Source organism: Nostoc sp. CALU 546 (assembly GCF_048836525.1).
Genome location: NZ_JAWJTF010000099.1, coordinates 22,017 through 35,662, shown reverse-complemented (window position 1 = coordinate 35,662; position 13,646 = coordinate 22,017). Strand labels below are relative to the sequence as shown.

13 protein-coding genes and 1 pseudogene are annotated in these 13,646 nt (G+C 41.1%); 6 read left to right on the top strand and 8 right to left on the bottom strand.

All coding sequences use genetic code 11. The features are described 5' to 3' along the window. Positions 1 to 76 precede the first annotated feature (76 nt). The 5 genes from RRG12_RS33430 (at position 77) to RRG12_RS33410 (ending at position 4,058) form a co-directional block, all read left to right on the top strand. Positions 77 to 493, top strand: a complete 417-nt coding sequence (locus RRG12_RS33430) for a hypothetical protein (RefSeq protein ID WP_069067863.1) — start codon at positions 77 to 79, stop codon at positions 491 to 493. A 22-nt stretch (positions 494 to 515) separates the two neighbouring features. Continuing rightward, positions 516 to 950 carry an NUDIX hydrolase gene (locus RRG12_RS33425; RefSeq protein ID WP_069067858.1) on the top strand — a complete coding sequence of 145 codons (435 nt, stop codon included), beginning with the start codon at positions 516 to 518 and terminating at the stop codon, positions 948 to 950. A 203-nt stretch (positions 951 to 1,153) separates the two neighbouring features. Then, positions 1,154 to 2,197 (top strand): AI-2E family transporter, encoded by a 1,044-nt coding sequence (locus tag RRG12_RS33420; RefSeq protein ID WP_370684378.1) that lies wholly within the window; start codon positions 1,154 to 1,156, stop codon positions 2,195 to 2,197. Between the two features lie 502 nt (positions 2,198 to 2,699). Further along, the gene (locus RRG12_RS33415) at positions 2,700 to 3,452 is read left to right on the top strand and encodes a hypothetical protein (protein ID WP_420762178.1); all 753 of its coding nucleotides are present in this window, start codon (positions 2,700 to 2,702) and stop codon (positions 3,450 to 3,452) included. 3 nt (positions 3,453 to 3,455) lie between these two features. Beyond that, positions 3,456 to 4,058, top strand: coding sequence for a DUF4231 domain-containing protein (locus tag RRG12_RS33410; protein WP_420762177.1), 603 nt, complete (start codon positions 3,456 to 3,458; stop codon positions 4,056 to 4,058). A 951-nt stretch (positions 4,059 to 5,009) separates the two neighbouring features. On the opposite strand, the gene RRG12_RS33405 is transcribed toward RRG12_RS33410, so the two are convergent. From RRG12_RS33405 to RRG12_RS33380, 6 genes are all read right to left on the bottom strand, one after another. Then, positions 5,010 to 5,744, bottom strand: a complete 735-nt coding sequence (locus RRG12_RS33405; protein ID WP_420762176.1) for an HAD family hydrolase — start codon at positions 5,742 to 5,744, stop codon at positions 5,010 to 5,012. 210 nt (positions 5,745 to 5,954) lie between these two features. Beyond that, entirely contained in the window at positions 5,955 to 7,082 is a 1,128-nt protein-coding gene (locus RRG12_RS33400; protein WP_420762175.1) for a 30S ribosomal protein S1, read from the bottom strand. A 295-nt stretch (positions 7,083 to 7,377) separates the two neighbouring features. Next, entirely contained in the window at positions 7,378 to 7,485 is a 108-nt protein-coding gene (locus tag RRG12_RS33395) for a photosystem II reaction center protein T (RefSeq protein WP_084227385.1), read from the bottom strand. A 110-nt stretch (positions 7,486 to 7,595) separates the two neighbouring features. Next, positions 7,596 to 9,125 carry a photosystem II chlorophyll-binding protein CP47 gene (gene psbB / locus RRG12_RS33390; protein WP_069074489.1) on the bottom strand — a complete coding sequence of 510 codons (1,530 nt, stop codon included), beginning with the start codon at positions 9,123 to 9,125 and terminating at the stop codon, positions 7,596 to 7,598. A gap of 483 nt (positions 9,126 to 9,608) precedes the next feature. Beyond that, complete coding sequence (locus tag RRG12_RS33385; protein WP_069074491.1) at positions 9,609 to 9,935, bottom strand: hypothetical protein; 327 nt, start codon at positions 9,933 to 9,935, stop codon at positions 9,609 to 9,611. A 24-nt stretch (positions 9,936 to 9,959) separates the two neighbouring features. Continuing rightward, complete coding sequence (locus RRG12_RS33380) at positions 9,960 to 10,103, bottom strand: hypothetical protein (protein ID WP_176727207.1); 144 nt, start codon at positions 10,101 to 10,103, stop codon at positions 9,960 to 9,962. A 400-nt stretch (positions 10,104 to 10,503) separates the two neighbouring features. On the opposite strand from RRG12_RS33380, the gene RRG12_RS33375 reads away from it, so the two are divergent. Beyond that, entirely contained in the window at positions 10,504 to 12,156 is a 1,653-nt protein-coding gene (locus RRG12_RS33375) for an ABC transporter substrate-binding protein (protein ID WP_420762174.1), read from the top strand. Between the two features lie 417 nt (positions 12,157 to 12,573). Here the strand turns inward: RRG12_RS33375 and RRG12_RS33370 are convergent, their stop codons facing one another. Together RRG12_RS33370 and RRG12_RS33365 are read right to left on the bottom strand one after the other, a co-directional pair. Further along, on the bottom strand, positions 12,574 to 12,948 hold the full coding sequence (locus RRG12_RS33370) for a DUF952 domain-containing protein (RefSeq protein WP_069070052.1): 375 nt from the start codon (positions 12,946 to 12,948) through the stop codon (positions 12,574 to 12,576). 120 nt (positions 12,949 to 13,068) lie between these two features. Next, positions 13,069 to 13,638, bottom strand: a pseudogene (locus tag RRG12_RS33365) (HAD family hydrolase); the annotation flags it as partial. Positions 13,639 to 13,646: the final 8 nt, after the last annotated feature.

Sequence of the window (13,646 nt, the reverse complement as noted above, 5' to 3'; positions counted from 1 at the left end):
ATAAGGGAGCAGGGGAAGAAGAATTAATCGATTAATGCAATACCCCATGCCCAAAATAAATAAATCGGTGGCTTTCATGCAACAAATAAGAAATTTGTCCCTTTCGTTCTTGTCTCGGCACAGTATTGTTCCTTACCGACTGGGGTTGACTTTTTTTCTAGTAGCGGGACTTTGCAGTTGTGGTAACTTGACATCGCCTAGTTTAAGTGGGGCTGGCTTCAAAATTGGGACAAATGTCACCCCAATTGGAGAAATTAAACCAAAACAAGACAATCAGGCTATAGTTTACATCCAAGGTCAGGTAGAAAAGCAAGCTCCCATGATGAAACAGTGGGCTTATCAAATTAGTGACTCAACTGGCAAAATTTGGGTTGTCACCAATCAAAAGAATCTGGGTGAGGGCGCACAAGTGGTAATTAAGGGTAAAGTTCGCTACCAAAGTATTCCCTTGGCTGGCAAAGAATTGGGGGAAGTTTATTTAGAAGAAGATTAACTCAGTAATTAAAAATGAACTTATGAACAATCAACCGGTGCATGTAGCGATCGCAATTCTCTACCAAAAAAACAAGTTTCTCATGCAACTGCGCGACAACATCCCCGGTATTCTCTACCCTGGTTATTGGGCGCTGTTTGGTGGTCACATCGAACCTGGTGAAACGCCAGATGTAGCAGTAAAGCGAGAAATTTTAGAAGAAATTGGCTACATATTACCACCATTCGTTGAATTTGGCTGTTATTCCACCGAAAGAGTTGTTCGTCATGTCTTTCATGCACCACTCTTAGTGGAATTAAATCAACTAGTTCTGAATGAGGGCTGGGATATGGGCTTATTTACACCAGAAGATATTCGCCAAGGTCACTGTTATTCACAAAATGCTGGCGAAGTCCGACCTTTGGGGGACATGCATCAAAAAATTATGTTGGATTTTATTGAGAAAAATCCAACATAATTTGGGCATGGGGCAATTCAATTTTAGATTTTGGATTGAGAATTTTGGATTAAATTTAAATCTAAAATCCAAAATCTAAAATCTAAAATTCTCACTCCCTAAAAGCCAAAATAAAGTTAGAACTCTTATAGGATCATCACTAAATGCAATCAACAAACAAACTGCCACGATGGTTAACTATAGGATTGGCATTTCCCGTTGCCATTCTCAACGGCTGGCTATTGATCCAGGTTGTACAGTATTTTCAACCCTTGGTTAGCATTATTGCCGCCGCCATCCTACTGGCTTTTGTATTGAACTATCCAATCCAGTTTCTTCAGGAACAAGGGGTGAAACGTAACTTGGCGATCGGGGGAGTGTTGCTTTTGACTGTCGTGATTTTAGTAGCTTTAGGCATTACCTTGGTTCCCCTGATTATTCAACAGCTTGTTGAACTGGCTAATATTTTGCCCAGTTGGATTGATTCTGGTACTCAACAGCTGCAAACGTTTCAAGATTGGGCATTAAGTCAACAACAACTTCCTATTAATTTAAGTGGTTTATTTACCCAAGTTCTGGAACGATTATCTAACCAACTTCAGTCCTTCACTGGCAGAATTCTTGGTTTTGCCGTCGATACTATTGGTATTGTCCTCAACGTGCTGCTGGCGGTAGTGCTGACTATCTACCTAACATTAAATGGTGAACGTCTTTGGGATGGAATTTTTCAGTGGTTTCCCAATAATATTGGGTTAAGAGTGCGAGAACTACTGCGAGAGGATTTTCATAATTACTTCATCGGTCAAGCAACGTTGGGAGCTGTATTAGGGGTGACAATTACACTGGTGTTTTTAGCGTTGCAAGTTCCCTTAGCTCTACTTTTTGGCATTGGTATTGGCTTGTTTTCACTCTTCCCCTTTGGTACGGGAGTCGGTATCGCTATAGTAAGTTTGTTGGTAGCCCTGCAAAATTTTTGGTTAGGAGTAGAAGTCTTAGGTATAGCTGTTGCCATTGACCAAGTTAATTCTAATATTATTGCACCTCGAATTCTCAGCAATTTGACTGGCTTAAATCCTGTGTGGGTGGTAATTTCTTTATTGCTGGGGGCAAAGTTAGGAGGAGTGTTAGGTTTGTTAATTGCGATCCCTATTGCCAGTTTTATTAAGGATACAACAGATAGCTGGCGGGCTGGAGAGTTTAATAAGATAGATGATATAGAGTCAGAATCTATTGCGATCGCTAGTGATAAAGCAGGAACTTATAGCTAAAATTAAATTCTTCAGATTAACCGAATAACTGGCGATATTACCCAGAAATGAACTATAAAACCCTAATTAATGATGTCAGCAAAGAAGAAGTTATTACTTTGGGCATCAATAATTTTTCATAAATACAATCAGGGTAAAAAATTGAGCGTAGGCGTAGCCCGCCGCAGGTATCGCTATTTACATATAACAGCAAATATATTGACATCCTCACCGACATAAAGGCGCTCTTAAGAAGGAGTAATGAGTAATAAGTAATGAGTAATAAGTAATGAGTAAATACCCATTTTCCATCCACTCATTACTCATTACTCCTTACTCATTACTTTAAAGCATTGCGTGAAGCACGGGGCTTCTCTACGAGACGCTTCGCGAACAGACCCAAATATGTGGTGAAGCATTAATCAATGATAAACCCATACAAAAGCATAACAGAATACAAAGCTTGCAGCTCATGACTGCGAGGCTCTACGCTGGAAACCTAAGCAGTCAGTATTTTGAAAAAATGAAGAGTTGTTTGAAACTTACCTTTGATAATGGGCAAACAGCATTAGCGACTCGAATTGAGCAGCAAGTAGAATTGCCAAATGCTTTTGAGGAAATAGGGCTTGGTGGTTCGCGTCCTGTTTTAGTAGTAGTAGGCGGTGCAAGTAACATCAGCGAAATTGACTTTCTCCGCATTCAAAGGTTGTTTGTGGAAGTTTTAGCCCCCATCGCCGAAACTTTAGAGGCTTATGTTGTGGATGGGGGTACGGATGCAGGAATCATGCGAATGATGGGTAAGGCTCGTATCCAGATAGGTGCTAAGTTTGCCCTCGTTGGTGTGGCACCCGAAAGCAAAGTGGCTCTACCTAATCATTCAGAGACGGCTGCTGATTTGACACCCTTAGAGCCAAACCACACTCATTTTGTGCTAGTTCCTGGGAAGAATTGGGGCGACGAGTCTCCTTGGATATCTCACGTTGCAACTGTGCTAGCCAATGGTGCACCTTCGGTAACAGTGCTGCTGAACGGTGGTGAAATTACCTTTAAGGATGCGTTTTCTAGTGTTAATACTGGCAGGTTAGTTATTGTGATTGCTGGTAGTGGTAGAACCGCAGATATACTAGCAGATGCCTTGCGTGGAAAAGCTACCGATGAACGAGCTAAAAAGCTGGCTAAATCTGGTACATTACAATACATTGACTTAAGCGACATAGAGAAGGGAGTTAAGAATTTAGGCAAAGTAATTAAGGGGTTACTTTCTAATGAGGAGTAAATAATGGCAAAAAAAGAAAGTTATCAGGAATTTTTAAGGGAAGATTTTAACAAGTTATTTGCAGGGATGAACTTAGGCGATGTGCAAAAACATTTTTTGCGATCGCGTTGGTTAGAACAAGTACTCTGGATGGAAGCTAAGGCGAATTCATCGCGCGATCGCCATTATTATTTGCGAATCACAACTATTATTGGTGGTGTAATTCTCCCAGCATTAGTAAGTCTAAACATTAACACTACTCCTAAAAGGGATATCATTATCTGGTCAACTTTTGGTTTGAGCCAAATAGTTGCTATTAGTGCTGCCATTGAAGAGTTTTTTCACTATGGAGAACGCTGGCGACACTATCGCCGTACAGTCGAATCTTTGAAAACCCAAGGGTGGCAATTCTCGCAGTTGACAGGCCCTTATTGTAATTATACAAGCCACGAAAAAGCTTTTCATCTGTTCGCAGGTCATGTAGAAGATATTATTCAGCGAGATGTGGAAATATATGCCACTCAAGTTGTACAAGAAAATAAAGAAAAAAAACAGAATCAGGAAGGCCATATCACTCTGCAAAATACAAAAATAATCAATTCGGAAGAGAAGAAAGAGGAAGAATAAAATAGAATTCAGAATTTGTGGATACTTTACTGGTAAATGAATAGAGTTTTAATAAGGAAAATATTAATACTAGTTTTGCCCACCAAGGTTAAAGTTTTAAACTAAATATTTAGACTCTCTCTACGAGACGCTGGGCGTAGTTTGCTTTAGAGTAGTGGTGCAAGATTAGAGTTAAGGCTTTGCTATCATCCAATTTGACTCCAATTCATACTGAATTCTGACTCCTGAGTTCTGAATTCTTCTTAATAAAATCGATTAAATAAACTCTCCCCTGTTAGATAAAAACATGAGGAGAGTTAGAAATAAAGTCCGGTAGGGTAATCGGGCTACTTAAGTTTTTATTATTTATCGACTTTATATTATTCCTCCTTAAGACAGATAAACATTTCATTTGAATTCTATGTTGGTAGCTTTTGAAAAAAATCCCCATTGCTAGATAGAAATGGGGAAATATGAGTTAAAGTTCGTCAGGTGATCGGAATATCTGTTTATTTTGTCTTGATACTATCTTTCTCAATTCCTCCGTTAGGTAGAGAAATATTTCATGAATATGTTCAGGTATGTGTTTATTAGCACTGTAAGCTAAATTTGAAGAAAAATCCAGAAAGAGGCTACGGTGTACACACAAGTCAAAAAAAGATCAATTTCTCATTGTTCGCTGGTTTATCTCGTTCCTATGCTCTGCATAGGAATGCCTGATTAGAGGCTCTGCCTCTAGTCAGATATTGAATCAGAGACTCAATGAATGTATTCCCAGTCGGAGACTGGGAACGAGGAAATGCTTATCAAGCTAGGTTTTTAGGACTTGTGTGTACACCGTAGCCTTAAAGAGATGGGAACTGGAATCCAAGTCTCCCAATTTATCGGGAGATTTAGAGGGATCTAAAATTTTTGATCCCGAATAGAAGACTTTTCAAACATCCTTTATACACAATTGAAAACTGCCATAACTTAATCCTCTAAAATCTGGATTTCATCAAGTTGATTAATTACCACATCTGCACCTCGGACATTATCTGACTTACCTACCCAAGTAATACCAATACAACCTGCGGCTTTGGCATTACGCGCCATTTGCATATCACCAACTGAATCACCCACCATCAATGTAGCGCCTGGTTCGACTCCCAAAGCTTGGCAAGCTTGCAAAAATAGCACTGGATCTGGTTTACTCGGCCCCTCATCTACTCCCATTTCCAACTCGATATAATCACTTAACTGGTGATTAGCGACAAAATTACGTACTTCTTCAGTTGTGGCGGCTGAAAGAATACCGAGTTTTAGTCCACCTTCCCGCAGGTATTTCAAAATTTCTAAGCTACCTACAAATAGTGGTGAAGGAGTTTGTCCAATGTATTTTTCCGCTTCATCTAAAGCTTGACGAGCTATTTTTAAGCACTCAAACCATCCTCTTCCAGTTTCAGCAATATATGCCGCAGCTGCAACTTCTGTTTCGCGGCGACTCGCTACTGATATTAAACCTGCGGGATCTAGAAAATTACCATTGATGCCAAATGCCATTAATAGCGGTTCCCCGGTTCCAGGGATTTGAGCATCTATTAATCTTGCTGCCTTTTGTGCTAGCGATCGCAAATACGTTTCTGAATCTTCTAGAGTACCGTTTTTGTCAAACAAAATTGCCTGGATATTATCAAAAGTGATATTTCTACATTTAATGCTTGCCACAATATTCCACCCCAGTTATTTAGTCGCGATAAATCGCCGTTTTTACAATAATCAGTCCTTTGTAGAGACGGCGATTTATCGCGTCTCTTGCCTTAACCGAACCGTATTCTCCTAACTCCTAGCAATTTTCCACATAAAAAAAGAGGGAAAAACCCTCTTTATACAATAATTTAATACTCTTACTTAAAAAGAAGTAAAACTATAAATGTATTATTCTTCAATAGCTGCTGGAATTTCTTCTTCAGTTTCCGTTGCTGCTGGAATCTCTTCTTCAATTTCCGCAACTACTGGAATTACTTCCTCAATTTCTGCTGCTGGTGGAATCTCTTCTTCGAGTTCTGCTGCTGGTGGAATTTCTTCCTCAAGTTCCGTCGCTGGTGGAATATCTTCATCTGCTACAACTTCAGCAGGAGCAGCAGGAGCAGCAGTAGCACCTTGTTGCTTGGCTAACAGCTGTTCACGATACTTAGCAGCCATTTCTTCCGCCTTATCGTAGACCAAATCCCGGTTTTTAATCATGTCACCAGGTTCGGGTTCTAGCTGCTTGGTAGATAGGGAAATCCGACCCCTTTCTGCATCCAAGTCAATGATCATAACTTTCACTTCATCATTGACATTGAACACGCTATGGGGTGTATCAATATGTTCGTGAGAAATCTCAGAAATGTGCAGTAGACCACTGACACCACCAATGTCGATGAAAGCACCATAGGGTTTGATACCACGAACAGTACCAATCACTACTTCGCCGACTTCTAGGCGGTTCATCTTGCGCTCAACCAGTGCCCGACGATGAGATAGAACTAAGCGGTTACGTTCTTCATCCACTTCTAAGAATTTCAGTGGTAGTTCTTCGCCTACCAATTCTTCTTTAGGTTTGCGGGTACTGATGTGAGAACCTGGGATAAAGCCACGTAATCCTTCAATTCTTACCAATGCACCACCGCGATTGGTTGCAAACACGCCAGAACGCACAGTAGCATCTTCTGCTTGCAGCTGTCGCACGCGCTCCCAAGCCCGCATGTATTCAATACGGCGAATGGAAAGGGTTAATTGACCATCTTCATTTTCATCGGTAAGGATAAAAAATTCGCGCGTTTCGTTTGACTGTAATACTTCTTCCGGGCTATCCACCCGGTTAATAGACATTTCTTGTATAGGTATATATGCTGCGGTTTTAGCACCAATGTCAATCAGAGCGCCGCGCGGCTCTATACTGAAAACTGTTCCTGGGACAACATCACCAGGGCTAAAATGATAATCGTATTTGTCAAGTAGAGCAGCGAAATCTTCGTGAGTGAATCCAATTTCTGTAGCGGTTAAATTCTGATTGACCATGCTGATTTGTTCCTGGTTCTAGTCTCCGTAAAGGTTGTGCGACAAGCGTAATATGTTGTGCAAGCAGTTTTATGGCAGCTTACACAAAACATCCTTTTTCATCCTAGCGCAGAAAAGCTAGCATTAACACATATCTACTCCCAAGATTGGAAATTATATCACAATCTTAAAATGATTGCTGATTCACTTAGTATTTAAAACTAAATAAAGGACAAATACAATAATATCCGTTGCTACTAAGTATGGTAGCAACGGATATTAACGTTAAATCAGCTTAAAGCTCTGGAAATAGGCTCTACTTATCTTTTGGTTTCTCAAAGCGAGGGGGTTCGCGAAATGCGATCGCAAAAAAGAGAGTACCTATACACAGAGTAAAAATCAAGATGTACGCAACGCTTTCCATATTATGATTCCCTGCCTATTGAGCCAGTAATTTAAATTGTGAATGCTGGGTGCTGAGTGCTGAATCAGAGCCTTAACTCGAAACTCAGCACTCATAACTCAGCACTGAAATTAAAGGGCTTCCTTCCGGCGGGTTGACTTGTCACCCACTTTCTGGAACAGACCCCACTCAACTTGCTCTTCTAGATCCGCATCAACACCAGCAAATACGTCTCGGTAGATTGTCCGAGCGCCGTGCCAGAGATGACCAAAGAAGAACAGCAGAGCAAATACGGCGTGTCCAAAGGTAAACCAACCTCTAGGACTGGTGCGGAATACACCATCAGAGTTCAAGGTTTCCCGGTCAAATTCAAAGATTTCACCACCTTGAGCTTTACGGGCATACTTCTTCACATCAGCTGGTTCTGTAAAGGTCTTACCATCCAGATTGCCACCGTAGAAACTAACGGTGACACCAGATTGCTCGAAGCTATACTTAGATTCTGCCCGACGGAAAGGAATGTCAGCGCGGACAACTCCATCTGCATCAGTCAAAATCACTGGGAAGGTTTCAAAGAAGTTGGGGAGACGACGCACGGTCAATTCCCGTCCTTCAGAATCTTTGAATACGGCGTGACCTTGCCAAGATTGGGCAATACCATCACCCTTCACCATTGGCCCTGTACGGAATAGACCGCCTTTAGCGGGGCTATTACCGACGTAATCATAGAAAGCCAGTTTTTCGGGAATTTGCGACCAAGCTTGGTCAAGGGTTGCACCTTGAGCAACACTAGTTTGGACGCGGCGCTGAATTTCTTGACGGAAGTAGCTTTGATCCCATTGATAGCGGGTGGGGCCAAATAATTCGATGGGTGTGGCGGCGTTACCGTACCACATAGTACCAGCAACCACGAAAGCAGCGAAGAAGACTGCTGCAATACTGCTAGAAAGTACTGTTTCGATGTTCCCCATCCGTAAGGCTTTGTAGAGCCGTTCGGGGGGTCTAACTGTGAGGTGGAATAAGCCTGCAATAATACCAACAACACCAGCGGCAATGTGGTGAGCCGCAATGCCACCAGGGTTATAGGGGTTAAAACCATCTGGCCCCCATTCTGGTGCTACTGCTTGCGCGGCGCCAGTTATACCATAAGCGTCAGAAACCCATATCCCCGGCCCAAATAGTCCGGTGACGTGAAAAGCACCAAAGCCAAAACAAAGTAAACCAGATAAGAACAGGTGAATGCCAAACATTTTTGGCAAGTCGAGAGCCGGTTCACCAGTGCGGGGATCTCTAAAGAGTTCCAAATCCCAGTAAACCCAGTGCCATACGGCAGCTAGGAATAAAAGACCGGAAAGAACAATATGAGCCGCAGCAACGCCTTCAAATGACCAAAAGCCAGGATCAGTGGATGGACCACCAGTAACGTTCCAACCACCCCAAGATTGGGTAACGCCCAAACGTGACATGAAGGGCAGAACGAACATCCCTTGACGCCACATTGGATTGAGAACTGGATCGCTAGGATCAAAAACAGCTAGTTCGTAGAGTGCCATCGAACCAGCCCAGCCTGCTACTAGGGCTGTGTGCATTAGGTGTACAGAAATCAGTCGCCCTGGATCATTCAGAACGACTGTATGTACTCGGTACCAGGGTAGTCCCATCGACTACGCTCCTCCTCGATGAGTTAGTTTACAAAGCAATTTTCTTACTGAGGTTATGAGAGACGAAAAACGCCACTCATAAAACTCTCTCTTGTTTTTTGTTATTGCCAGAGCCAGAGTACTACCACAGCTTAGTCTTAATAAGTCAGACAGCGTGGGTGCTTTGGCAATGCTTACTCGCTTCGGGAGGTTTACCTATGTAGGGTAGCCATCGCCAAGCAAAAATGAGAATGTTTTAAAAAGTGTAACTATTGATGGAATTGTTTGCAAGCGTGTAAATTGATGCGATCGCGTAGCATCTCCAAGTTTTTTCGCTACCAATCCCTTTCGGAGATTAAATTTGCTTATCTTTTCTTTATGATCAAGGGGGCATTGGGAATTGGGCATTGGGCATTGACCAGAAAAAGCTCCAGCAAGAGGGAGCAGGGAAAAAAATTCTTTCCCATGCCCCATGCCCCATGCCCCATGCCCCATGCCCCATATTTACTGAACCACCATCTGGATATTTTGCAGTTGACACTTAGTCTCAGCTGTACCCAGGCGTTCAATTACCTGTTCGGCGCTCATTAGACGCTTGAGTACTACTTGACCTATAGTCTTACTGGCAATTACTGGTGTTGTTGGCTTCACTTCCACGGTTAAAATGGCTTCTTCTACTCGATAAAGCCATAGCAATTCGTTTTGTTCGACTAAACAAATATTCATTCGCTGAATATCTGGTTGGCGTCGCCATGCGGTTATTTGCCAGAGTCCATCAGATGCCCAGACTCTAGCAACTGCCCATCCTTCAGATAGAAAGAAATATTTCACGGTTTTAGTCTCACTATTAGACTTTCAATCTGCTGTTAACGATATCGCGATCGCTTGATTTCGCTGATGTACAAACATGAGATTTTTGCCAATACAGCCGATCTTTGCGATAAACCACTCAACAGGTGTCTGTGCCCAAGCAGCAACAGGCAAAGTCTTAATGTACACTACTTGGACTCAGGTCAAAGTGTAGCAAAGCTATTTCCTAGTAATTATAGAATTTGCGACAAATTTAGCCGATGTTTAAAATCTTAATTAAATAAAAATTTTTCAGTATTTAACAAATGTCAAACTCTGTATTCTTGTCAATGATTTTTTGTAACAAAATAGTGCGTAGGCGTAGTCCGTCGTAGACATGGCAAAGTAGTAATAAACTTACAAAATTTTAATTTAGATGCTCACGGAATCATTTTCATAGAGCAAATTCTTTCCTTGCTGGTTGCAAGTTATTTTTATTCCTAAGTATATACTTAGCTGTAAATATTGCTGTAATTAATTGTAAAAATCCAACAAAATAGTCATAAATGTAGTAAGATTGCTGACCGCTGATATCAAATATATTATTGCTATGACCTGGTTTTCCTTGTCCGTGAAACGGTGGGGTCGGATTACACAATTCCTATCTTTGTTCTGTCTATGTTTATTTTTGGTTGTTAGTTGCGCTCCTCGTCCTAATCCTTCTACGCCACCAGCGGGTTCTGTAAATAGCCCTACAGGTGATGGTCGTATTACTATAGGTACAACAGCAAAGCCAAGAACCCTTGATCCGGCTGATACCTATGAGTTAGCGTCCTTGGGTTTAGTGTTTAATATGAGCGATCGCCTCTACACTTACCAACCAGGAAGCACGGAAATTGAGCCACAACTCGCCACAGCATTACCTAAAGTTACTCAAGATGGCTTAACTTATACCATTCCCTTACGTCAGGGAGTAGTTTTTCATGATGGGACTCCCTTCAACGCCCAAGCAATGGCATTTACGCTCAACCGCTTTATTCAAAATAAAGGAAAACCCTCATTCTTACTAGGTGATATAGTAGATTCGGTAAATACCACAGGCGAGTATGAGTTAACCATCAAGCTGAAAAAGCCCTTTGCAGCGTTTCCTTCACTGTTAGCTTTTCCTGGAGTATGTGCGCTTTCACCAAAAGCTTACGAACTCGGTGCAGGTAAATTCAAGCCGAATACCTTTGTGGGGACTGGCCCTTACAAGTTAGCGCAGTATGGTACTGATTCAATCCGATTTGATACTTTTGATAAGTATTGGGGAGAAAAGCCAGCTAACAAGGGTGTTAACGTCCAAATTCAAACCAGTCCGGTTAATTTGTTTAATGCTTTTCGTACAGGTGCAGTCGATATAGCTTATCTGTCACTACAGCCAGATCAAAATCGCAGTTTGGAAGAAGGTGCAAAAAAAGGGGATTGGCAAGCGATCGCAGCTCAAGGTAGCGTAGTAAGTTATCTGGTATTAAACCGGAATCAGCAGCCTTTAGATAAATTAGAGGTAAGACAAGCGATCGCATCAATAATTGACCGTCCACTTTTAAATCAGCGGGCGTTACTTGGTCAAGCAGATCCGCTTTATAGCATGATTCCCACGACATTCAATGTTTCTGTGCCATTATTCAAAGATAAATATGGCGATGCTAACTTTGAACAAGCTAAAAAATTATTAACTACTGCTGGTTTCTCCAAAGAAAATCCCGCAAAAGTACAAATTTGGTATCCTTCTAGTTCGCCTACTCGCAGTTTGGCAGCACAGACACTCAAATCTCTTGTGGATACCAAAATGGATGGAATACTGCAATTTGAAGTTACCCAAGCTGAAGGGCCTGCCTTTTTTAAAGACATTTCCAGGGGTTTGTATCCAGCAGCTTTACTTGATTGGTATCCAGACTTTTTAGATCCAGATAATTACGTCCAGCCGTTTTTGTCTTGTGACAAAGGTTCAGTTGCTAAAGGATGCGAAGATGGAGGCAGTCAAACTCAAGGTTCGTTCTACTATAGCGAAGCTATAAATAAACTGATTGATCAGCAACGCAAAGAACAAAAACCTGAAGCGCGTCAGAAAATCTTTACCGAAATTCAAACCCAAGTAACAACTGATGTACCTTACGTTCCCTTATGGCAAAACAAAGACTATGTATTTGCCCGAAATGGTGTGAGCAGCGTCCAACTTAACCCTACGCAAATTCTGGTTTATCACACAATTAAAAAGTAGTCATTGGTCATTAGTCATTGGTCATAGCTTTTGACTTTTGACTCTTAAATAAAATCTTTCATGTTCAATACTGAGACGTTGTTTGAAAAGTTTTTCGCTGTGACTTTTGGCACTTTTAGATCCCCCCTACCCTTGTAAGCCCTTAGTCCCCCCTTGCAAAGGGGGGAAATATCCGGTTCTCCCCCTTTGCAAGGGGGAGTTAGAGGGGGTAATTCGACTTGTGTATACACCGTAGCCTTATAAAGGGGGGTTAGGGGGAGCAAGATATGTGCAACTTCACATTAAATTGGTATTAGTTGTTAAATAATTTCATTTTTACTCAAATTTGATATCAGCGAAAAGGGAATTTTCCCAAATTGGATGTAGCAAACACTCTAGCGAAAATGCGTCTCTCCTCCTTTACGCCTCTGTGGTAGACTACGGCAAGTCAAAGTGTCTACGTGATTCTAAATCTATAACTTCTTGCGGCAACTCAAATAAACCATCTTCCCCAGTTTCAAAATCAATCACCTGATACACAGCATCAATATTTAATTCACCATAAATATGAGGAAATAATTCACCTATTTCAGCAGGTTCATAGCGAATTTCAGCTTGTACTTTCTCAGAATCAATAAAAAGTAGTAGCAAATCTTTCTGATTATCAAAAAATCTCTTGGCAACTTTGAGTATTTGCGTTGATTTTGAACAATGTATAAAACCTTCACTGTCTAAAGAATCAGCGCGATATGTACCGAGATTTTTTGCTTGTTCCCATTGGTGGCGTTTGGTAATGTGAATAATAGTGTTCATAGAAAATCTAGGAATTTCTGCGGATTGTAATATTTTCAGGAAATCTTCTAACTTGGTAAAGTCTTTAATTACTTTTGTAGCGCCTACATTTGTTAATTTCTTATCACCTATGCCAATAAAAGCAATATTCAACCGATAGGCAGCTTTTACATCCCAAACACCATCACCGACAAAAACAACTTTCTGGAATTTTTCAACTTGATAAAGATTCTCTGCTTTGATAATAGCTGTTTTAATAATATCTTCTCGCGAAAGTGCATCATTCGCTGAGGCTAACGGAATGCCTTCTATTTCTAAGTTGGCTTTTTGAAGTTTTAGTTTAGCAGACTCACGCCAACCACCAGTTGCGATCGCAACACAGCAATCAGGGTATAACTGTAATTTAGCTAATACATTTGCAGAACCAGGTATTCCGCTGAATAAATCTTGGTTATTAATATACGCTTCCTGGAGTAGACTAACAAAACGCGCTTTGATTCTGACTAACTCTTCATCTGAAGGAAGACGTTTTAATTTTTCTTTGAAAATTTCTTGGGTAATTCCCGAATCTGTGGTGTATGAATATTCAGACCAATTTGTATGTACACCAAAAATTCCAAATTCTAATGCAAAAGCACGTTTAAAACAATCTTCATCAACTTTGTAGGTGTTTGTCAGTGTACCATCAATATCAAAAATCACTAATTGCATACAAGCGA

Excerpts from the sequence above, each read along its gene's own strand:
- RRG12_RS33410 (WP_420762177.1), top strand. The coding sequence starts at position 3,456 with ATGGCAAAAAAAGAAAGTTATCAGGAATTTTTAAGGGAAGATTTTAAC.
- RRG12_RS33430 (WP_069067863.1), top strand. The coding sequence starts at position 77 with ATGCAACAAATAAGAAATTTGTCCCTTTCGTTCTTGTCTCGGCACAGT.
- RRG12_RS33400 (WP_420762175.1), bottom strand. The coding sequence starts at position 7,082 with ATGGTCAATCAGAATTTAACCGCTACAGAAATTGGATTCACTCACGAA.
- RRG12_RS33375 (WP_420762174.1), top strand. The coding sequence starts at position 10,504 with ATGACCTGGTTTTCCTTGTCCGTGAAACGGTGGGGTCGGATTACACAA.
- RRG12_RS33415 (WP_420762178.1), top strand. The coding sequence starts at position 2,700 with ATGAAGAGTTGTTTGAAACTTACCTTTGATAATGGGCAAACAGCATTA.
- RRG12_RS33395 (WP_084227385.1), bottom strand. The coding sequence starts at position 7,485 with ATGGAAAGCGTTGCGTACATCTTGATTTTTACTCTGTGTATAGGTACT.
- psbB (WP_069074489.1), bottom strand. The coding sequence starts at position 9,125 with ATGGGACTACCCTGGTACCGAGTACATACAGTCGTTCTGAATGATCCA.
- RRG12_RS33370 (WP_069070052.1), bottom strand. The coding sequence starts at position 12,948 with ATGAACACTATTATTCACATTACCAAACGCCACCAATGGGAACAAGCA.
- RRG12_RS33425 (WP_069067858.1), top strand. The coding sequence starts at position 516 with ATGAACAATCAACCGGTGCATGTAGCGATCGCAATTCTCTACCAAAAA.